At 54.5% G+C, this 19,769-nt stretch carries 22 protein-coding genes; 8 read left to right on the top strand and 14 right to left on the bottom strand.

What is annotated here, in order from left to right:
* Positions 1-39: 39 nt before the first annotated feature.
* From SCD_RS10830 to SCD_RS10780, 10 genes are all read right to left on the bottom strand, one after another.
* On the bottom strand, positions 40-1,077 hold the full coding sequence (locus SCD_RS10830) for an FAD-binding oxidoreductase (protein ID WP_009205195.1): 1,038 nt from the start codon (positions 1,075-1,077) through the stop codon (positions 40-42).
* Positions 1,078-1,333: 256 nt separating this feature from the next.
* The gene (locus SCD_RS10825; RefSeq protein WP_009205194.1) at positions 1,334-1,819 is read right to left on the bottom strand and encodes a YajQ family cyclic di-GMP-binding protein; all 486 of its coding nucleotides are present in this window, start codon (positions 1,817-1,819) and stop codon (positions 1,334-1,336) included.
* A 12-nt stretch (positions 1,820-1,831) separates the two neighbouring features.
* Positions 1,832-2,167: a pyrimidine/purine nucleoside phosphorylase gene (ppnP, locus tag SCD_RS10820; protein WP_009205193.1), complete on the bottom strand. Its 336-nt coding sequence runs from the start codon at positions 2,165-2,167 to the stop codon at positions 1,832-1,834.
* A 16-nt stretch (positions 2,168-2,183) separates the two neighbouring features.
* Positions 2,184-3,407, bottom strand: coding sequence for an argininosuccinate synthase (locus SCD_RS10815; protein WP_009205192.1), 1,224 nt, complete (start codon positions 3,405-3,407; stop codon positions 2,184-2,186).
* Between the two features lie 86 nt (positions 3,408-3,493).
* Positions 3,494-4,411 carry an ornithine carbamoyltransferase gene (argF, locus tag SCD_RS10810; protein WP_009205191.1) on the bottom strand — a complete coding sequence of 306 codons (918 nt, stop codon included), beginning with the start codon at positions 4,409-4,411 and terminating at the stop codon, positions 3,494-3,496.
* A gap of 19 nt (positions 4,412-4,430) precedes the next feature.
* Positions 4,431-5,606 (bottom strand): aspartate aminotransferase family protein, encoded by a 1,176-nt coding sequence (locus SCD_RS10805; protein WP_009205190.1) that lies wholly within the window; start codon positions 5,604-5,606, stop codon positions 4,431-4,433.
* A gap of 269 nt (positions 5,607-5,875) precedes the next feature.
* Positions 5,876-6,139: a 30S ribosomal protein S20 gene (gene rpsT / locus SCD_RS10800; protein WP_009205189.1), complete on the bottom strand. Its 264-nt coding sequence runs from the start codon at positions 6,137-6,139 to the stop codon at positions 5,876-5,878.
* A 343-nt stretch (positions 6,140-6,482) separates the two neighbouring features.
* The gene (locus SCD_RS10790) at positions 6,483-6,764 is read right to left on the bottom strand and encodes a nitroreductase family protein (protein WP_009205187.1); all 282 of its coding nucleotides are present in this window, start codon (positions 6,762-6,764) and stop codon (positions 6,483-6,485) included.
* 197 nt (positions 6,765-6,961) lie between these two features.
* Positions 6,962-7,165, bottom strand: coding sequence for a cold-shock protein (locus SCD_RS10785; protein ID WP_009205186.1), 204 nt, complete (start codon positions 7,163-7,165; stop codon positions 6,962-6,964).
* A gap of 244 nt (positions 7,166-7,409) precedes the next feature.
* Positions 7,410-7,922 (bottom strand): hypothetical protein, encoded by a 513-nt coding sequence (locus SCD_RS10780; protein ID WP_009205185.1) that lies wholly within the window; start codon positions 7,920-7,922, stop codon positions 7,410-7,412.
* A 339-nt stretch (positions 7,923-8,261) separates the two neighbouring features.
* Here SCD_RS10780 and SCD_RS10775 point away from each other — a divergent pair, with 339 nt between their 5' ends.
* Positions 8,262-8,480 carry a hypothetical protein gene (locus SCD_RS10775; protein WP_009205184.1) on the top strand — a complete coding sequence of 73 codons (219 nt, stop codon included), beginning with the start codon at positions 8,262-8,264 and terminating at the stop codon, positions 8,478-8,480.
* 51 nt (positions 8,481-8,531) lie between these two features.
* On the opposite strand, the gene SCD_RS10770 is transcribed toward SCD_RS10775, so the two are convergent.
* Positions 8,532-10,331 carry an ABCB family ABC transporter ATP-binding protein/permease gene (locus tag SCD_RS10770; protein ID WP_041674006.1) on the bottom strand — a complete coding sequence of 600 codons (1,800 nt, stop codon included), beginning with the start codon at positions 10,329-10,331 and terminating at the stop codon, positions 8,532-8,534.
* A gap of 169 nt (positions 10,332-10,500) precedes the next feature.
* On the opposite strand from SCD_RS10770, the gene SCD_RS10765 reads away from it, so the two are divergent.
* On the top strand, positions 10,501-10,776 hold the full coding sequence (locus SCD_RS10765) for a hypothetical protein (RefSeq protein WP_009205182.1): 276 nt from the start codon (positions 10,501-10,503) through the stop codon (positions 10,774-10,776).
* A 52-nt stretch (positions 10,777-10,828) separates the two neighbouring features.
* On the opposite strand, the gene SCD_RS10760 is transcribed toward SCD_RS10765, so the two are convergent.
* Positions 10,829-11,191 (bottom strand): translation initiation factor Sui1, encoded by a 363-nt coding sequence (locus SCD_RS10760; RefSeq protein ID WP_009205181.1) that lies wholly within the window; start codon positions 11,189-11,191, stop codon positions 10,829-10,831.
* Positions 11,192-11,410: 219 nt separating this feature from the next.
* Here SCD_RS10760 and SCD_RS10755 point away from each other — a divergent pair, with 219 nt between their 5' ends.
* Positions 11,411-11,887 carry a YbhB/YbcL family Raf kinase inhibitor-like protein gene (locus SCD_RS10755; protein ID WP_009205180.1) on the top strand — a complete coding sequence of 159 codons (477 nt, stop codon included), beginning with the start codon at positions 11,411-11,413 and terminating at the stop codon, positions 11,885-11,887.
* 10 nt (positions 11,888-11,897) lie between these two features.
* On the opposite strand, the gene SCD_RS16620 is transcribed toward SCD_RS10755, so the two are convergent.
* Positions 11,898-12,068, bottom strand: a complete 171-nt coding sequence (locus tag SCD_RS16620; protein WP_009205179.1) for a hypothetical protein — start codon at positions 12,066-12,068, stop codon at positions 11,898-11,900.
* Between the two features lie 379 nt (positions 12,069-12,447).
* Here SCD_RS16620 and SCD_RS15785 point away from each other — a divergent pair, with 379 nt between their 5' ends.
* The 3 genes from SCD_RS15785 (at position 12,448) to SCD_RS10740 (ending at position 17,638) form a co-directional block, all read left to right on the top strand.
* Positions 12,448-16,161, top strand: coding sequence for a PAS domain S-box protein (locus tag SCD_RS15785; protein WP_009205178.1), 3,714 nt, complete (start codon positions 12,448-12,450; stop codon positions 16,159-16,161).
* Positions 16,162-16,399: 238 nt separating this feature from the next.
* Positions 16,400-17,335 (top strand): DnaJ C-terminal domain-containing protein, encoded by a 936-nt coding sequence (locus SCD_RS10745; RefSeq protein ID WP_009205177.1) that lies wholly within the window; start codon positions 16,400-16,402, stop codon positions 17,333-17,335.
* A 3-nt stretch (positions 17,336-17,338) separates the two neighbouring features.
* Positions 17,339-17,638 carry a chaperone modulator CbpM gene (locus tag SCD_RS10740; protein WP_009205176.1) on the top strand — a complete coding sequence of 100 codons (300 nt, stop codon included), beginning with the start codon at positions 17,339-17,341 and terminating at the stop codon, positions 17,636-17,638.
* A gap of 26 nt (positions 17,639-17,664) precedes the next feature.
* Here SCD_RS10740 and SCD_RS10735 read toward each other — a convergent pair whose 3' ends face one another.
* A complete protein-coding gene (locus tag SCD_RS10735; RefSeq protein WP_009205175.1) occupies positions 17,665-18,252 on the bottom strand; it encodes a hypothetical protein in 588 nt (195 codons plus the stop codon).
* A 140-nt stretch (positions 18,253-18,392) separates the two neighbouring features.
* On the opposite strand from SCD_RS10735, the gene SCD_RS10730 reads away from it, so the two are divergent.
* Positions 18,393-18,590 carry a hypothetical protein gene (locus tag SCD_RS10730; protein ID WP_009205174.1) on the top strand — a complete coding sequence of 66 codons (198 nt, stop codon included), beginning with the start codon at positions 18,393-18,395 and terminating at the stop codon, positions 18,588-18,590.
* 173 nt (positions 18,591-18,763) lie between these two features.
* Positions 18,764-19,720: a hypothetical protein gene (locus SCD_RS10725; protein WP_009205173.1), complete on the top strand. Its 957-nt coding sequence runs from the start codon at positions 18,764-18,766 to the stop codon at positions 19,718-19,720.
* Positions 19,721-19,769: the final 49 nt, after the last annotated feature.

Raw genomic sequence — 19,769 nt, 5'->3', positions numbered from 1 at the left:
TTTGCCGGGTACGAGGAACGGCAGCTTGCGGGTGCTAGGCTAGAACCGCCTCATGACGTCCAAGTGCAGTTGCCCTTTCGGCAGGCCGTGCCGGTATAGCAGTTCGAGCATTCCCTCCGTGCTTGATTCCGGTGCCGTAATATAGATGTCGAAGCCGGAAAGATCAGGCTGATCGGCGACGATCGCTGCACCCACGGCTTCCATGTCTTTCAGGCCTATCTCCGGGTCGGGAGATGCTTCCCAGCTGGATACACCTGATAAACCATCTCCCGTCAGCGCCGTGTAACTGAAGTTGTCCAGGGCGTCGAGCCAGGAGCGGCAAAGGTTATTGAGATAGTGGTTGCCGGGCTGGTGCGCCATCCAATAGAGATGCATGGGCTGTTCAAGTTCCATGGCGATGGCGTGTTCGATAATGCTTTTGATCGGTGCGAAGCCGGTTTCGTAGGCGACGAAGATGATGGGTCGCTTTGAACTTTCGTCCAGCGAAAAGTTGCCCCATGGCCCCTCGATCGTCACCGTTTGAGATATTTTCAGGTGGGTGAAGATGTATTCCGAGAACTGATCGCCCGGTACCCGGCGGATATGAAATTGAAGGTGCATGGCGTTGCACGGACAGCTGCCAATGGACTTGTTGCGTGGCGGCATGCCCGCGATGGCGAGGCTGAGGTGCTGTCCGGCGAGGAAGCGCAAGGTCTGCGAACGCGGCGTACGCAGGTGCAGGATCATGGTGTCGTTCTGAATTCGCTCCATCTGCTCAACTTTGGTGGGGATCAGCTGGAGCGGGATATCTTCGATGCCACCCGCCTCCTTGACCTCTATTTCCAGGTCGGATTGCGCGGCGTTGACGCATAACAGCACATGGCCCTGGGCCTTCTGCGTGTCGGCGAAGTGGAAATCGTGTTGCTGGGTTTCGCGTACCTGGCCGGACAGGATTCTGCCACCACAGCCACCACAGGTACCATTGTTGCAGTTGTAGTTGAGTGCGATGCCGGAGCGGAGCGCGGCTTCAAGCACGGTTTCGTTTATCTCGGTGGTGAACTCTTTACCGCTGGGCAGGAGGCGAACTCGGTAACTCATATTGCACCGTTGAATAGTAGTGTAATTTAGTCAAGTATACACGATTCGGCCACTGGGGCCAGCTTGAGACGGTAGTTGCGTCAGAATTTCCCGGGTCGATGCAAGCCGGCTTCGACTTCTTCGCAGCCCTGGGCGAGAGGGGCGAGGACTTTTTCCATGTTACCCCCGTAAAAGACTAACCGCGGAGGTCGCAGAATACAGCAAGGCGGGAATAGGTTTTTCTCAGTATCCTCCGCGACCACTGCGGTGAAAAATTTCAGTCTCTGAAATTCTGGAACTGGAGCGGGAAGTCAGTGATGGATTTTTTGACCAGCGTGATGGTTTCCTGCAATAAATCCCGCTTCGCACCGGTGACTCGCACGGCTTCGCCCTGGATGCTGGCCTGGACCTTGAGTTTGGAATCCTTGATCAGTTTGACGATTTTCTTCGCCAGTTCGGTTTCTACACCGGTTTTGACGGTAACGGTCTGCTTGACCTTGTCGCCGCTGATTTTATCGACCTTGCCCTTGTCCAGGCAACTCACGTCGATGTTGCGCTTGCCGAAGGTCTGGTTGACGATGTCGAAGATCTGCTCCAGTTTGAAGTTGTCGTCGGCATAGATCGTCAGCACATACTCCGCCTGATCGACGCGTGAATCCGATCCCTTGAAATCGAAGCGACCGGTGATGACTTTGTTGATCTGGTCAACGGCGTTGCGTAAATCCTGTTTGTCTACTTCGGATACGATATCGAATGTCGGCATGGCTGACTCCCCTTAACCCGCGCAGCAGGTGGATTCGGTGATGAAATGGCAGACGTAATCCAGTAACTCCACGGTTTCGATGTCGAAGCTGGTGTTGCCCGGCACACTGAAGCTCTCGCCCGCCTTGTAGGTTTTCCAGTCCTTCTCGCCAGCCAGTTTTACCTTGCAGACACCGGCATTGATTTCCATCAGCTCGGGCAGGCCGGTATTGAAAGTGAGGTTGCTTGGAAAAATCACGCCGACAGTTTTCTTGCTGCCGTCAGGGAACATGACGGTGTGGGAAATGCACTTACCGTCGAAGTAGACGTTGGCTTTCTTGACGACGCTGACATTGTCGAACTGGGTCATGGCTTATTCCTAATAATTAACGATTCTGCAACTTCGCCGCGATGCGTAACCGCAGCGCGTTGAGCTTGATGAAGCCGCCCGCATCAGCCTGATTATAGGCGCCGGCATCGTCCTCGAAGGTGGCAATATTCGAGTCGAACAGCGAGTCGGTCTTGGAATCACGGCCGACTACGATGACGTTGCCCTTGTAAAGTTTGACCCGTACCCAGCCGTTGACGTGCTTCTGTGTGTCGTCGATCAGTACCTGTAGGGCGCGGCGCTCGGGTGCCCACCAGTAACCGTTGTAGATCATGCTGGCGTAGCGTGGCATTAAATCATCCTTCAGGTGCGCCACTTCGCGGTCCAGGGTGATGGATTCGATGGCACGGTGGGCCTTGAGCATGATGGTGCCGCCGGGAGTCTCATAGCAGCCGCGTGATTTCATGCCGACGTAGCGATTTTCTACCAAGTCGAGGCGGCCGATGCCATGCTTGCCGCCGAGGCGGTTGAGTTCGGCCAGCATTTCAGCGGCCGACAGTTTCTTGCCATTGAGCGCGACCGGATCGCCATTGGCGTATTCGATATCCAGATATTCCGCCTGATCGGGCGCCTTTTCAGGCGATACTGTCCAGCGCCACATGTCTTCCTCGGCCTCGGCAGCGGGGTTTTCCAGGTGACGGCCTTCGTAACTGATGTGCAGCAGGTTGGCGTCCATGCTGTAGGGGCTGCCGCCCGCCTTGTGCTTCATTTCCACCGGAATGCCATGTTTTTCCGCGTAAGCCAGCAGCTTCTCGCGTGAGAGCAGATCCCACTCGCGCCACGGCGCAATGACCTTGATTTCCGGGTTGAGGGCGTAGGCGCCAAGCTCGAAGCGCACCTGGTCGTTGCCTTTGCCGGTGGCGCCATGCGAGATCGCGACTGCGCCGGTTTCCTTCGCAATCTCGATCAGCCGCTTGGCGATCAGCGGACGGGCAATCGAAGTGCCGAGCAGGTATTCACCTTCATAAACCGTGTTGGCGCGGAACATCGGGAACACGAAATCGCGGACGAATTCCTCGCGCAGATCGTCGATGTAGATTTGTTCCGGCTTGATGCCGAACTGTAGCGCCTTGTTGCGCGCTGGTTCGAGTTCTTCACCCTGGCCGATGTCGGCGGTGAAGGTGACCACATCGCATTGGTAGGTGTCTTGCAGCCACTTCAGGATTACTGAGGTATCCAGTCCGCCAGAGTAGGCGAGGACGACTTTGTTGATGTTGCTCATTTAAAACTCCAGTGAGGAGTGAGGAGTGAGGAGTAAGGAGAATTCGTGAGGGTTTTACTCCTCACTCCTCACTCTTGCCTCCTCACTTAATTGATTTTTCCCAGCAGCAAATATTCCATCAGTGCCTTCTGCGTATGCAGCCGGTTTTCTGCTTCGTCCCACACTACGCTTTGTGGACCGTCTATCACTTCGGCGGCAACTTCTTCGCCGCGATGGGCGGGCAGGCAGTGCATGAACACGGCGTCCTTGTTGGCAACGCGCATCATGTCACCATCCACTTGCCAGTCGGCGAAGTCACGCATACGTTCTTCGTTTTCTGCCTCGAAACCCATGCTGGTCCACACATCGGTGGTGACGAGATCGGCATCGCGCGCGGCTTCCATCGGATCGCGGAATTCTTCGTAATGGTCGGTACCGTACAGTCCGGCGCGCTCCGGCTCGACTTCATAGCCGGGAGGGGTCGAAACGTGGACGTTGAAGTCCAGCACCTCGGCTGCTTGCAGCCAAGTGTTGCAGACGTTGTTGGAGTCGCCGATCCAGGCCACCGTCTTGCCCTTGATGCTGCCGCGCTGCTCGATGTAGGTGTAGATGTCGGCCAGGATCTGGCACGGGTGGTATTCGTTGGTCAGGCCGTTGATCACTGGCACGCGCGAATTGGCGGCGAAGCGTTCGATGATTTCCTGCTCGAAGGTGCGGATCATTACGATGTCGCTCATGCGCGAGATAACCTGGGCCGCATCTTCCACCGGTTCGCCGCGACCCAGTTGGGAGTCGCGGGTGTTGAGGTAGATGGCACTGCCGCCGAGTTGCTGCATGCCGGCTTCGAACGACAGCCGGGTGCGCGTGCTCGCCTTCTCGAAAATCATCACCAGCGTGCGGTCATGCAGCGGGTGGTAGGTCTGATAGGCCTTGAACTGTTCCTTGATCCGGCGCGTGCGTTCGAACAGGTGCTCGTACTCGTCGCGGTTCAGGTCGTTGAATTGCAGGAAATGTTTGATCTGCATAGATGCCACCAGTGGCGCATTATTTCTGCGCTAGAAAATCCTTGATCAGCGGCGCGAGCATGTCCACCACTTGCTGTGCCTCGTCGCGCTTCATGACCAGCGGCGGCAACAGACGTACCACGCTGTCCGCCGTAACGTTGATAATCAGGCCTTGAGCCAGCGCCAGCTTGACCAGATCGCCACAGGGACGGTCCAGTTCGACGCCGATCATCAGCCCGGCGCCACGTATCTGGACAACGCCGGCTGTGCCTGCCAATTGATTGCTCAAGCCGTCACGGATGAACGCGCCGATTTCAGCGGCCTGTTGGCACAGGTTCTGTTCCTCGACCGCTTCCAGCGTCGCCAGCGCCGCAGCGCAGGCAAGCGGGTTGCCGCCGAAGGTAGAGCCATGGTTGCCGGGTTTGAAAACTTCGGCTGCCGCACCCTTCGCCAGGCAGGCACCGATCGGCACGCCCGAACCAAGACCTTTGGCCAGCGCCATGACATCAGGAATGATACCGGTCTGCTGGAAAGCGAACATCGAGCCGGTGCGGCCGATGCCGGTTTGTACCTCGTCCAGCATCAACAGCCAGCCGTGGCTGTCGCAGATGCGGCGCAGCTCTTGCAGGTAGGCGGGCAGCGGTATCTGGATGCCGCCTTCGCCCTGTACCGGTTCGACCAGAATGGCGACGACGCTCTGGTTATGCTCGGCGATCAGCTTGATCGAGGCGATATCGTTGTAGGGTACGCGCACGAAGCCGCTTACCAGCGGCTCGAATCCGGCCTGCACCTTGCGGTTGCCTGTGGCGGTCAGGGTCGCCATGGTGCGGCCGTGGAAGCTCTTTTCCATCACGATGATGGCGGGGCTGTCGATGCCCTTGTTGTGTCCATAAAGGCGGGCCAGCTTGATCGCGGCTTCGTTGGCTTCGGCGCCGGAGTTGCACAGGAATACTTTGTCCATGCCGGCCAATTGCGCCAGCTTCGTGCCCAGCTGCTCCTGTTTGGGAATCTGGTACAGGTTGGAGGTGTGGATCAGCGTCTTCGCCTGCTCGCAGATTGCCTGGGCCAGTTTCGGGTGAGCATGCCCCAAGCCGTTGACGGCGACACCGGCGACTGCATCCAGATAACGTTTGCCTTGTTCGTCCCAAAGCCACACGCCTTCACCGCGGGTAAAGGCGACGGGCAATCTGGCATAGGTGTTCATTAAATGTGACATATTTAGATGAGCTGTTGCTGCTTTTTAGAGTTGAACAAATAGCCGAGCTAAAAATATAAATGCACACGGCGGCATCAGCCGCCGTGTATTTGGTGCGCTCGAAAGCGTTATATTTAGCCAAACAACGGATACTTGCAAGAGAAATTTGCCCTTCAAGCCAACCTCAAGGGGTGGCAATCGGGTGCAATCAATCCAAAACAAACGCCCGGCTAGCTAAAGGCTGCCGGGCAAGCAAAACGGGCGCGCGGCAGCTGCTGCTGCGGCGAGTCTCAGGCCATCGCTTTGACGGCTGAGTTCAAACGGCTCTTGTGACGTGATGCTTTGTTCTTGTGCACGATTTTCTTGTCGGCGATGCTGTCGATCACGCTAACCGACTCCAGGTAAACCGCCTTGGCAGCTTCCTTGTCGCCAGCTTCAACAGCCTTGATCACTTTTTTGACCGCGGTGCGGAACTCGGAACGCTGGCTGGTGTTGCGCTCGCGTTGCTTGTCGGACTGTCTAGCACGCTTTCTGGCTTGTGCGGTGTTTGCCATTGATGAAACTCCTTGGATATTACTCTGCGGGGCAGACGAAACGCGCAATAATACTTTTCTTTCGTTGTGTTGGCAAGGGTGGCGACAGCTTTCTTGATGCAGGTCATGTGGAATCAATAGGTTATCTACTAGTTGTCAGACCTGGAGCGTCACCGATCGCTGTTCTCTTTGTTATCCTGACCGCGGTACATGCGGTTGGCCGGCTCGCCTGGCAGATCCGCGCGCTCGCGTTCCACTCGCTCACGCTGCGGAGTTGCCTCGGGATCTGAGCGCGTCCAGCCTGGTGCGGGGAAGTAGCTAAACAACGTTACAGCGCAGATACAGTTGACGTTAAGACAGGCTGCTATTGCACATACTTCGCCGGGTAGCCGACTGATTGCGCAAGGATGATTTGCTGATGACTACCCAGCCCCATCACTGCACCAAGCGCTGCGCGATCGATCGACCCGCGTACTACCGTAGCCAGCCCTGCCGAAGTGCAGAAGAAATACACATTCTGGGCAATGAAGCCGGTGTCGGTTGCGCTGTAAAGTGCTTTCTGTTCAGCCCCAGCGTCGGTCTCCTGCGCCCAGCCGTTCCCCGTCACACTCATCATGAATAACCCCGTATATATCCATTTTTCCATAGCCAATTTCTCCTTGGCAGAACGGCAGCAACGATAGTAACTATAGACGCACACGGGCGGGGAGCAAGGCGGAGTTTTCCTTCCGGCACGTTTGAGAGGGGGGAAGCTAGATCAACATAGGTTGTCGCCTGAAACTCCGTGGCGCAGGCGTAAAAAAGCCCCGGCATGCCGGGGCTTTTCCTTAAACTACTGCAGGTTTACGCAGCTTGAATGTTTGAAGCCTGTTTGCCTTTAGGGCCGGCAGTCACTTCAAAACTGACACGCTGGTTTTCTTGCAAGGATTTGAAACCCCCTGCCTGAATCGCAGAGAAATGCGCGAACAAATCTTCGCTGCCATCATCCGGGGTAATAAAGCCAAAACCTTTTGCATCGTTAAACCATTTCACAGTACCTGTTGCCATTTGTTCACCTCAATATCAAGTTAATCCGGCTAAAAATAGCCGGGTGAAGACGGGCAAATGCCCAGCCTATCGAACATCAAGGAAAAAAACAGACCAACAATGAGGTACCGCAATTGAAACTTGAATTCCACAGACTTGCTCTAAGACTACAGCAAAAACGGTTAAGTTCAATTTATTTTTTTCTGCGACCGTGGCACATGCCATCTACGCCCCCGGCGTTGCTACCGCCGTGGACCCCTGTGCGTCAGCGCGAGCACCAGCAGCTTTGATCGCACAACCCCATCTGGCTTTCGGTCTGACTCAGGGTTGATCGCACCTTTTCGGTGCTGGCATCGAACAGCACATCGAAGCGAGCCGGCTCATTCCACTCATCGCAATAACGCCATTCCCAAACCAGCTCGTCGCGCGCCTTGAAATAAACTGTCCATCCCGGCCACGACGGCCCCAAAATGCGCAGCACCTGCTCCTTGTTCATGCCGGCCTGGATGCGGGCGAAAGCGCTTCGCTCCATCACGTTCTCGATGCGTTGCAGCCCGCCATCCGCCCCGATGAACGCCATATAGCTGTGAACGCCCGTCTGTCCTCGCGGATAAGCCAGCTGCAGGGCACCGTCCGACTCCTGCCAGCGCATCGCCGGTTGCCCCATCACGCGCAACACATCCTCCAGCCTCGCCTCGCCAGGCTTGAGGCCGTTACTGCTGTAGGCCGCACAGCCAGCCAGTAGCAACACCGCCAGAATCATCGTCAAGTGTTTCATATTTGACCATTATGGCGGAAAAATATTTCCTTGGCCGAGCTTCTGGTCGACGTTCCATAAAGGGTGAAGCATCCGCGCATGATTTAACCAAGGTTGGCCGCATCGGGCAGCGTCGTAAAACGGCACTTTGTGTCGGAACTTTTTACATTTTCAATTGATATGCGCACCAATTAAATTGATTGGTGAGGTGTGAGCGATGCTTAACGCATTGATATTAAATTTGTTTTAGTTTGTGCTCTTGCATATGGCATGGATAATGCTTTTTATAAAATGCAAGACAGCTGATTCACATTCGGCAGAGAGAAGTCTCAATAAAAACTGAACAGAAGGAGGTGTGTCATGGCTATCACGACGAACATGAGCGACTACGAAATCGGAACCGATTCGATAGAGGCGGAGTACGGCGATGAAATCATGTGCGCTGGATGGAACCCTGATGTTGGCCTGGCGTGTCAGAATCAACTTGAACCGTCCGGCACAGATATGGCTATGCCAGCCGATCTTACGACGGAAATTTCGGAGTTATTCCTGAAAAAGATGTATGCCTGCCAGGAATAAATCGCAGCGGTTTTAAAAGTGGTTAACTGTTTAGATCCTGCTCATCGAAACTTACGCGGTTTCTTCTTCCGCCTGCTGTTGCAGCGCCCACATGTGTGCGTATAAACCGTCTTTTGCCAGAAGTTCCGGATGCCGACCACGCTCGACTATGCGGCCGGCATCCATGACCAGGATCTCATCGGCTTCGACCACGGTCGAGAGCCGGTGCGCGATGATCAGGCTGGTGCGGCTACGGGCGATTTCCAGCAGCTCGGCCTGAATGGCTTTTTCGGTTTTGGTGTCGAGCGCGGAAGTGGCTTCGTCCAGAATCAGAATCACCGGATTTTTCAACAAGGTGCGGGCGATGGCGACGCGCTGTTTTTCTCCACCGGAAAGTTTCAGGCCGCGTTCTCCGACCACGGTGTCCCAGCCCTGCGGCAGAATTTCGATAAAATTCAGAATATGCGCGGCGCGGGCGGCGGCGATAACCTCATCGCGCGTGGCATCGGGGCGGCCATAGGCGATGTTGTAGTAAATGCTGTCGTTGAACAGCACAGTGTCCTGCGGTACCACGCCGATGGCTGCACGCAGGCTGTCCTGACTGATGTGGCGGATGTCCTGGCCATCGATCCGGATGCCGCCTTGGTTAACGTCATAAAAGCGGAACAGTAACCGCGCCAGGGTGGATTTTCCCGCGCCACTCGCGCCCACGGCGGCCACGGTTTTTCCGGCCGGGATGGTAAAGCTGAGATCATGCAGAATCGGGCGGTCGGCATTGTAGGCGAAGCTGACGTGCTCGAATTTTACTTCACCGCCCGCCACTGCCAGCGGGCGTGCATCCGGCGCATCTTCCACTTCCTTCGGACTATGCAGCAGGGTAAACATGCGTTCCACATCCGTCATGGACTGCTTGATCTGGCGGTACATGACCCCGAGGAAGCTCAGGGGCTGGAACATCTGTAGCAGAAAGGCGTTGACCATGACCAGATCGCCCAGTGTGAGCGTGCCTTCCACGACGCCGTTCGCCGCACGAATAACCATCAGCGTGACTCCGATGGCGATGGTGCCGGCCTGCGCAGCATTCAGCAGGCCGAGCGAACGCTGGGACTGCAATGCCACTTCCTCCCAATCTGCCAGACTGGTGTCGTAACGTGCGGCCTCATAGCGCTCGTTGCCGAAGTATTTCACCGTTTCATAGTTCAGCAGGCTGTCGATGGCGCGGCCATAGGCTTCGGAATCCAGTGTATTGGCACGGCGTACAAATTGCGTGCGCCAGTCGGTAATGGTGACGGTAAAACCGATATATGCCGCCAGCGTCACCAGCGTAATCAGTCCGAACACCCAGTCCAGCTTGACGAACAGAATTACGGACACCATCAGGATTTCCAGCACGGTAGGCGTGATGCGGAACAGCAAAAATCCCACCAGGCTGGATATCGCCTTGGTGCCGCGCTCGATATCGCGGGTGATGCTGCCGGTCTGGCGTTCCAGATGAAAGCGCAGCGACAGCGCATGCAAGTGCTGAAACACTGCCATGCCTACCCGGCGCATGGCACGTTGCGTGACCTTGCCGAACACCACGTCGCGCAGGTCGGCAAAAGTGGTGCTGGCAAAGCGCAACAGGCCATAAGCGATGATCAGCGTCAGCGGCAAAATCAGATCGGCGTGCGATTTGTCCAGCGCATCGATAATCTCCTTCAACACCAGCGGCACCGTCACCGAAGCCAGCTTTGCGCCGATCAGCAAGACCAGAGCCAGCAAGACCCGTCCGCGAAATTCCCACAGATAGGGGAACAGGCGGCCGATAGAGCGCAAATCGGTCTGGCCGGGCTGTGGTGTTGTGCTGGAATGGGAATGTTCGGGTATAGGCATCGGTTCTTCGGGATCTTGGTTAGCCAGTTTTATTGCTTTCATCCCTCACACGAAAACAAATACTGGGGAGTCATTATTTCATACAGTGCAAAATCTGCTTAACTTTGCTTTACCTTGCTGCCGCAGGGGATAATAATTCGAGCAAGGTCGCATATTAAGGAGCCCTGCCATGAGCCACAAGCATATTAACCTGCTACGCGCCATATTTCATGATCCGGTCAGCGGCAACATCCACTGGCGAGAAATTGAATCCTTGCTGCACCACTTGGGCGCGAGTGTCGCCTCCGCGCACGGCGCACGCTTTCACGCGACGCTAAATGGTTGCGAGGAATTCCTGCACCACCCTCATCAAAGTAATGTCTGCGACAAAATGCTGATCAAGCAACTGCGCGAATTCCTTGCCCGGGCGGGGGTGACGCCATCGACTTACGAGAACGACGCATAACCCCTGCGGCAATGCGGTCGAATTGTAATGTGGTGCAGAGGTGGCAGGGCCACTACCCACCGGCTCGCTTAACGACCCACCCCTGCATCTTGAGGGTTTCTATCACCCGTTCACAGTGATCGCCCTGAATTTCTATCACCCCATCTTTCACCGTGCCCCCGGAGCCACACGCTGTTTTGAGTTGTTTGCCCAGTTGGGCGAGCGCAAGAGCATCAAGCGTGAGCCCCTTGATCAGGGTAACGCCTTTCCCTTTTCGGCCTTTGGTTTCTCTGGATACGTGCACAATACCGTCAGACACAGGGATAGCCTTATTCCGGCTGCAAACACACTCGGCAAGAGGTTTTCGGCACTCAGGACACATTTTCCCGTGCTCGGTGGAATAGACGAGCCCGCCTGTTGCTTTATTGTTTTTCATGAATTTCCGATGGCATTGTTTTCTTTACATGCCGCTATTGTAGCGCCGCCGTTGCGACAACTCATTGTCTTAATGCTGCTATATTGAAGCGAGGGGCTTATTTTCAAGAGTGAAAATGAATCGATTTATTCGCGATTATTCCATCCGGCGGTGCGTGGCTGTGGTAGTGCTGTAGTGTCAGTTCAGCCCGTCATGGCGGGTGACAGAACACAGGAGAGCATGAACATGATTTTGACATCCACGGTATTTTTTCAGGGAGGCACGATCCCGCAGCGCTATACCTGCGATGGGTCGGATATCTCGCCGCCATTGGCCTGGTCCGGTCTGCCGGACGGAACGAAAAGCCTGGTGCTGATCGTGGATGACCCCGATGCGCCCGATCCGGCTGCGCCCAAAATGACCTGGGTGCATTGGGTGCTGTATAACCTGCCGCCGATTGCAGGTGAATTGCCTGAGGCCATCCCGGCAAAGGTGTTGCCGCCGGGGACGTTGCATGGGATGAACGACTGGAAGCGCACGGGTTATGGCGGGCCATGCCCGCCCGTGGGATGCCATCGCTATTTCTTCAAACTGTATGCGCTGGATGCCGTTCTGCCGGATTTAGGCGGACCGGCCAAAGCGGTGGTGGAAAAGGCAATGCAGGGGCATATTCTCGGCCATGCGGAATTGATGGGTCAATATCATCGCAATCGATAGCTTTAATGGTCTACCCTTTATCGGCGTTGTGCTCCAGCGTGATGCCGACCAACTCGATGATGACGCCCAAAGCGAGCAACAGGGCACCCGGCCAGACTTCCGGGGCAAGAAACATCAGGATTGCGCCCAGCACCACCATGACTAGTGCGCCGGTTCTGCGGATGCGTGTTTTTTTGATCATGTCGGATCACCTTCGGCCATTTTTAATAAGTATAGAGGTTGCGCAAATGGTGCGTAAATTTAGACCCGGGTATTTCATGAATTGACGCGCGTTCGCGCTGTTTTTTTGCCCACAAGGAGTGTCTCCATGGTTCTTCCAGCCTCATGTCGGCGAGACGCTTGCCAGTACTGTTGCCATGCCCAATGTTCTTAGCCCTCACTTGAATGTATATTGGGGCTTTACATGAATTATTGCTGGAGCTCGTAATAAACCAAATTCATGCTGAGACATAATCTTGCTAGCGATAAGTGTTTTTACACGACGAATATTCTGATCAAATAGTAAGCTAGGAAAAACCTATAATTTCTGTGAGTTGCAGCAAAACGGGCATACGGCAAAAATGGACAATGGAAACAAGTTCAGGGCATTTCTGGAGGAAGCACCCGATGCATTCTTCGCGGTTGATCTTGACGGAAGGTTTGTCGATGTCAACAACCAGGCGTGCAATAGCCTGGGGTATTCGCGTGAAGAATTATTGGAGATGTCTGTCCAGGATGTAGAGCAGGACTTCGATCTGGCTGCTGCCAAAACGGATTGGGAGAAGGCTCAGCCTGGAGAATCAATTTTAGTGTTTGGCCGTCACCGGCGCAAAGATGGCACGATTTTCCCTGTAGAAGTCCATATCTGTGCGAGCTTAATTGATGGCAATAAGATCATTTTTGGGCTCGTGCGAGATATTACGGAACGCAAACAGGCAGAAACGCGGCATGAGAGGCTGAAGAAACTCTATAGAGCACTTGGCGAAATCAACCAGGCCATCGTACGGATGGATGATGAATCCAGGCTGTTTCCTCTGGTATGTCGCATGGCAGTGGACTTCGGTGGCTTGAAGATGGCCTGGGTCGGCAAGCTCAACGAAAAAAACACCTTGATTGAGCCAGTGGTGAGCTATGGGAAGGGCGTGGAATATCTTGAACATATTCAAATATCAGCGTGCGAAGATGTACCCGAGGGGCGCGGACCTACCGCCATCGCTTTCCGCGAATTTCGTAAGGTCATCATCAACGATTTCATGATGAGCAATATGACTGCGCCGTGGCATGAATACGCGGTGCAATATGGCTGGGGTTCAAGCGCAACTTTCCCTGTGCCCCGCGCGGGCAGGCCGTTCGCTGTGTTTACCGTGTACCAAGAAAATAAGGGTGCTTTTGATGATGAAATAATCAGCCTGCTTGATCAGTTGTCGCGGGATATCTCGTTTGCGCTGGACAATTTTGACCGGGAAAATGAGCGCAAATTGGCAGGAGAGATTTTACGCATCAGTGAAGAGAAATTTTCAAAAACGTTTCACAACTCCCCTAATCCAATTTCAATCACAAAAATTTCAGATGGCAAGATCGTTGAGGTTAATGATGCATGGTGCCGTATCGCCGGCTATACCCGCGAAGAGGCCATTGGCCACGAAACGGTTGAATTAGGTATTTGGGCAACCCCGGACGATCGTGCCAATTTTATCGGTGAGCTGGCGAAAAATGGCCGGGTTGTCGATTTGGAGTTAGTGTTTAAAACCAGAACGGATGAAGTAACTTGTCTTGTATCTGCGGAAAACGTTGAAATTCAAAATGAGCAGTGCCTCGTACTGGTGGCCCAGGACATTACTAGTCGCAAGCAAGCCGAGTCTGCGCTTATGCTGGCTAATGAGCGGCTATCACTTGCGCTACGTGCTGCGGGTGCCGGCACATGGGACTGGGACATGGTAACCGGCAAGCTGGTATGGACGAATGAGCTTTTCCAGTTATTTGGATTGGATCCAGAGAAAGCTGAGGCCACCTTCGACAGTTGGCGAGGCGTGCTGCATCCCGATGATTTGCAACCGGCAGAAGATCGTATTACGGATGCAATTCGTGATCGCACAGCACTTTTTAGCGAATACCGAATCATTCTTGGGGACGGTGAGGTGCGCTGGATTCAGGCGCTAGGCAACGCGATCTACGATGGTCATGGAATTGCAGTACGCCTGTCGGGCATTTGTATCGACGTCACCGAGCAGAAGAAAACAGAGGAAAAACTCCAACTCTCCGCTCGCGTGTTTGCCGAGGCTCACGAAGGTATCGTGATCACTGATGCCAGCGCCAATATCATTAACGTCAATCCGGCATTTTGCGAGATCACGGGTTATGGACGCGAAGAAGCCATTGGCCAGAATCTGCGCATTTTCAATTCAGGCAGGCAATCCCCTGAATTTTACACTTTGATGATGCAATCCCTCGCCGAGGAAGGCTATTGGCAAGGAGAGATGTGGAACCGCAAGAATAACGGCGTGGTGTACGCGGCGCATCTCACCATCTCCATCCTGCGTGACAAACTCGGCAACGCCGTAAATTATGTCGGCCTGTTCTCCGACATCACTCAGGCCAAGCAGCAGCAGCAAACGCTGGAACTGATGGCGCATTATGATGCCCTTACACAACTGCCTAATCGGGTTTTGTTTGCAGATCGCTTTAAACAGGCTATTAATCACTGCAAACGCGATAAATCCCTGCTGGGGGTGTGCTACCTCGATCTGGATGATTTCAAACTGATCAACGATACCTATGGCCATGAAGCAGGCGACCAGATGCTGATCGAACTGGCTCGGCGCATCAAGTCATCTATGCGCGAGGAGGATACGATATCAAGGCAGGGCGGGGATGAGTTTGCGATTTTGCTGGGGGGGTTGGATACAGTCGAGCAATGCTTCAACATGCTTGAGAGAATTCACCAGGCCATCGCCCAGCCTTATTCTATTGATGGACATGTCATCACCCTTGGCGCCAGTAGCGGGGTGACGATCTACCCATTGGACGAGGCCGAGCCGGACACGTTATTGCGCCACGCCGACCAAGCCATGTACGAGGCTAAGCTGGATGGGGGCAACCATTTCCAGTTGTTCGATCCCGAACATGACCTGCAGGTGCAAAGTTATCGTAACCAATTGCACATTATCGAAGAAGCCTTTGCCCGCCGTGAATTCTGCCTGTACTACCAGCCAAAGGTGAATATGAGGAACGGGGAAGTGGTTGGTGCGGAAGCTCTGATCCGATGGGATCACCCTGAACGTGGAATTTTGCCACCTTCCGATTTTTTGCCAGTGATCGAAGGCACAACTTTGGAAATCAAGGTCGGCCACTGGGTGATCGAAGAGGCATTGCGGCAAATGACAGCGTGGAAAAAAACCGGCCTGGAGATCAAGGTAAGCATCAACGTCTCGCCGCGTCACCTGCAAGGGGAAGATTTCTTCATGTATCTTGAGGCAGCACTTGCACAATTTCCGGACATACCCCCTCAGCATCTGGAGCTGGAAGTGCTTGAGAGCAGCGCAATGGAAGACCTGTCGCTGGTAAGCAGGGTGATCAGCGAGTGTCATCACCGACTCGGGATAAAATTTGCATTGGATGACTTTGGCACAGGCTATTCTTCTTTGACACATATCCGGAATCTGGATGTATCCATCGTCAAGGTGGACCAGAGTTTCGTGCGTGACATGATCGCTGATCCAGACGACTATGCCATCGTGGAATCGGTGCTTGCGCTGAGCAAGGCGTTCAGGCGTGAGGTCATCGCCGAGGGAGTGGAAACCAAGGAACATGGCCTGATACTTTTGAATATGGGGTGTACGTTTGCCCAGGGCTATGCCATTGCTCGCCCAATGCCACCTGATTCCATGCCAACCTGGCTGCAACACTACGAAATGCCAGAGGAATGGAAAGCCAGTGCCAGTGTGCCGATTTCGCCAAGAGACGCACAGGTGCAATTGCTTCGACTCGAATCCATTCATTGGCTGGAACGGGTAGAAAAATGCCTGTTTTCGAGTGATGAATCAGATCTGCGCTGGCCCATCATGGTAAAAGAGAAGTGCCACTGCGGCCGCTGGGTAGAGCACGCCAGTCAGGGAAATGATTTCGATCCCGAGTGGCTCAAGCGATTAGATCAATCCCACACAGAGCTACATCGCATCGGCAATGAATTAATGCACCTTTACCAGGCCAGTGAGATCAGTCCGGCACGCAGTGGAATTGACCGTCTGCATACCGCATACCAGGCGATAGAGGAACTTCTGGGGCAACTTCCCTGATAGACAATGGAGTAGCCAGGGCTTCTCCTGACTTTGCCAAAGTTACTCCAGCACGGCATTCTTGCGATGAACTTTGAAATGGGTGGACAGTGGCGCGGGACGATGGCTATCGTAGTAACTTTCAGCGGGTTTATGCTTGCCTGCGCCGAATGCCGATATGACTCTTACTGAACTCAAAAGCAGCTGGTGGCATCTGTAGGAAATGTAAGGCGGACTATTTCTTTTTCCGGGGATGCAAATGGAATTCAAGGATTATTATCAGATCATGGGGGTGGCGCGCGAGGCTTCCCAGGACGAAATCAAGCGTGCGTATCGCCAGCTGGCGCGCAAGTATCATCCGGACGTCAGTAAGGAGCCGGATGCCGAGGTGCGTTTTAAGGAAGTCGGCGAAGCCTATGAGGTGCTCAAGGATCCGGAGAAGAGGACCGCGTATGATCAGCTTGGCTCGAGTTGGAAATCAGGTCAGGATTTCCGCCCCCCGCCCGACTGGAACGCCGGTTTTGAGTTTTCCGGCGGTGTTGGCGGGGACGGTGCGGCGGACTTCAGCGATTTTTTTTCGTCCCTGTTCTCCGGCGCGGCCCGCCAGCGCGGTGCTGGTAGCCACAGAGCACGTGGCGAGGATCATCACGCCAAAATCCTCATTGACCTGGAAGATGTCTTTTCCGGCGCTACCCGCGCCCTCGACTTGCGTGCGCCGCAACTCGACTCGCAGGGCCGCATGGTGGTGACAAGCCGCACGCTGAACGTCAGCATCCCCAAAGGCATCCGCGCCGGACAGCACATCCGGCTCGCCGGTCAGGGCACGCCGGGCATGGGTGGCGGAACGGCGGGAGATCTCTTTCTGGAGGTGGATTTCAAGCCCCATTCCCTTTATCGGGTAGATGGCCGTGACCTCTATCTCGACCTGCCGCTTGCGCCGTGGGAAGCGGCGCTGGGGGCAACGGTTACAACGCCCACCCCAGGCGGGAGCGTGCAGGTCAAGGTGCTGCCGGACACTCAGGCAGGGCGCAAGCTCAGGCTCAAGGGCCGGGGCATTCCGGGGAATCCGCCGGGCGATCTCTATCTGGTGCTGCAAGTGGTGCTGCCCAGCGCCGACAGCGAACGGGCCAGGGAAATTTACCTGACCATGGCGCAGGAGCTGGCTTTCAACCCGCGCCGGACATTGGGGGTATAGAACATGGATGAAATACTGACCGGCGTGGTGGTGGACGAAACCGGCCTTACCCTGGCCGAATTCGCCTGCGCCTGTGGCACCGACGCAACGTGGGTACTGGAGCTGGTGGCTGAAGAGGTTCTGCATCCGGCAGGCGGCGACCCTGAAGGGTGGCGTTTCGGCGGCCAGGAACTCAACCGTGCTCGCCGTTTTCAGCGATTGCAGCGCGATCTGGGGGCGGATCTGGATGCCGCAGCCGTGATCATCGAACTGCTTGACGAGATCGATCGCCTCAAAGGGCGGTTGCGTCGTGCGGGGATCTAATGAGCACGTGTAGATAGTGTCCCTGTCTATTTTTCCTTGCCGAGCCTGGTGCGGAATTCCTCGAGCTTGGCCTCATAGTCCGCAGCTTCCCCGTAATTCAGGAAACGGAGATAACTCGAATGGGTGCCGAGTATCTTGCGCGCATGCTTGATCGGGCAAAAGTACTCCTCGGTTTTAGCCACAATCGCATATACGTAGGCAATGAGCCCGCTTCCATAGGCACAATAAGTACAGTGGAATTTTTCAATGAAATTGAGATATTCGAGTTGTTGCCGATCGAACACGATATATTCGGCACGGCGCACCTTCGCAATGCCGTAAATCGGAAAACAGGTCACCTGATAGAAGCTGACGAACAGGTCGAGAATGGCCAGCGGAATAATCATGCCGTAGATGATCGGCCCGGTAATCAGGTTCTGTGGACGGTTGGTCACCAGCCAGTGAAAAAATCCCTTTTTGAGTCTGCTGTGCGCTTGCTTGATGGATTGTTCGAACTCGATACGCTTTCCCTTGATCTGGTATAGCACATTGTTTTCCTGTTCGTGGAGCGCGACGCGCAGTTCGTCTTCAATGGCGGTCATCTGGGCAAGCAAATGGCGAATTCGATCATTCATGAATATATCTGTCCCTCATACAATTTTCAGCGGTCAGCGTTTCAGGTGCAGGGCTACGTAGCGACTGCCGCAATTGTACTCCGGGTTGGTTATGGCTGCCCTCAGGCGATTTTGATCTCGACCCGGTTTGACTTGCCCGGATGCGCCTTGGGCAGGTCGATCAGGCGATAGCCCTTCTGACCGGCATGCCTGCGGGAGACGCCGATGCCTCCGGAAAATATCCGGAAGGCAGAGTCAATCGCCGGGTCGCGGCAAGGCTGGCGGAATTGTTTGAAATCAGGAAGTCAATTTTCTGGCAGGCTAAAGTAACTGCGAAAAAAAAGAATGTAGAGGAATAGGCCGCTTAGGCAAAATCACTCCAGCACGTTGTCCTGGTGATGAGTCTTGAACCTGAAAACCTCAGCTGACGGGTTCGCAGGTGCGAATTTATTAGCACCTGAAGATTCTTTGATTTTGTAATACTCTATACAGGATATGCTGAGGTTTTTCTGAAGATGACGATGGGTGGAAAATGGGGTATCTGAGAAATTTGCTCGGACTGGAGCGGCAAAAGGAATTGCCTGGCTTGGCATCGGCCATCGAGCGGGCAGTGAACCGGGTTGAACCCCATCTCAAACAAATAGGGGGTTACCCCAAGGCATTTCACAAGCCTGTCACCAGTGCTCTGGAATACTCGCGTAGCCTGGCAGCCCTCATTCCCGGTCCGGTTGAAATCAACCGCGCAGCCTATGCCCAGATTCCATTTGTTCATGCCTTGTTTCCTTCCGTTGATTTCATCCATGAGGGGCTGTGTTCCAGCCTGGCCATGCGCAATTTTCACGTACAGAATCCAGCGTCCAGAGAAGTTTATGCCTTAATGGGAATGCGGCGCTGGGAAAAAAATACCGTAGGCATGGAATTGCACGGGCAAGTATTGCGGAGAGATGTCCTGCAACACATCGTTTATTTCACGAACCATACTTTGGAAAATCCCTCCACCAGCATAGAAGAGACCCGTGAATTGATCTCCTGGAGTATTTTCGACAAATTGATCGACCTGGTCGCCAAAAGAATCGAAGCCCGCAAGCATGAAAAATCTGATCTTCTTCGGCAAAATGATTTGCTAATGGCTCGCCTGCATGAAGCTAACGAGCAGACTCGGCCAGCACTGGCAGAGGAAGTGGCTAACATGTTGACTAAAATACAGGAACACGTTGCCTTATTGGAGTTTCGTTATTATGTTCATGACTTCGAAGCGGTACTGCTAAACCCCGACCAACATCTTCGGCTGGAACGAACTTCCATGTACCTCGACGACATGGGGGTAAGGCGCGAACCGGGTGAAGGCGCAGGCAAGCCGGTGGAGTTCGACGACTTGATCGGTTTCGACCGGCGGCAATGGACAGTGACTCTGGTGCATTGCTCGGACTTCCATGTCGAACCCTATGCCGACATGTTGGACGCCGCCTATAGAAGGCTGTCCATATGATTTTTATTGGATCAGGCATTTTCAAGCAAGGCGGTTCCTCATCCACGCC

Origin of the sequence: Sulfuricella denitrificans skB26, from assembly GCF_000297055.2 — a bacterium.
Taxonomy (GTDB): domain Bacteria; phylum Pseudomonadota; class Gammaproteobacteria; order Burkholderiales; family Sulfuricellaceae; genus Sulfuricella; species Sulfuricella denitrificans.
Note: the sequence above shows the minus strand (reverse complement) of the source record. Positions and strands in the feature narration are given on the sequence as shown.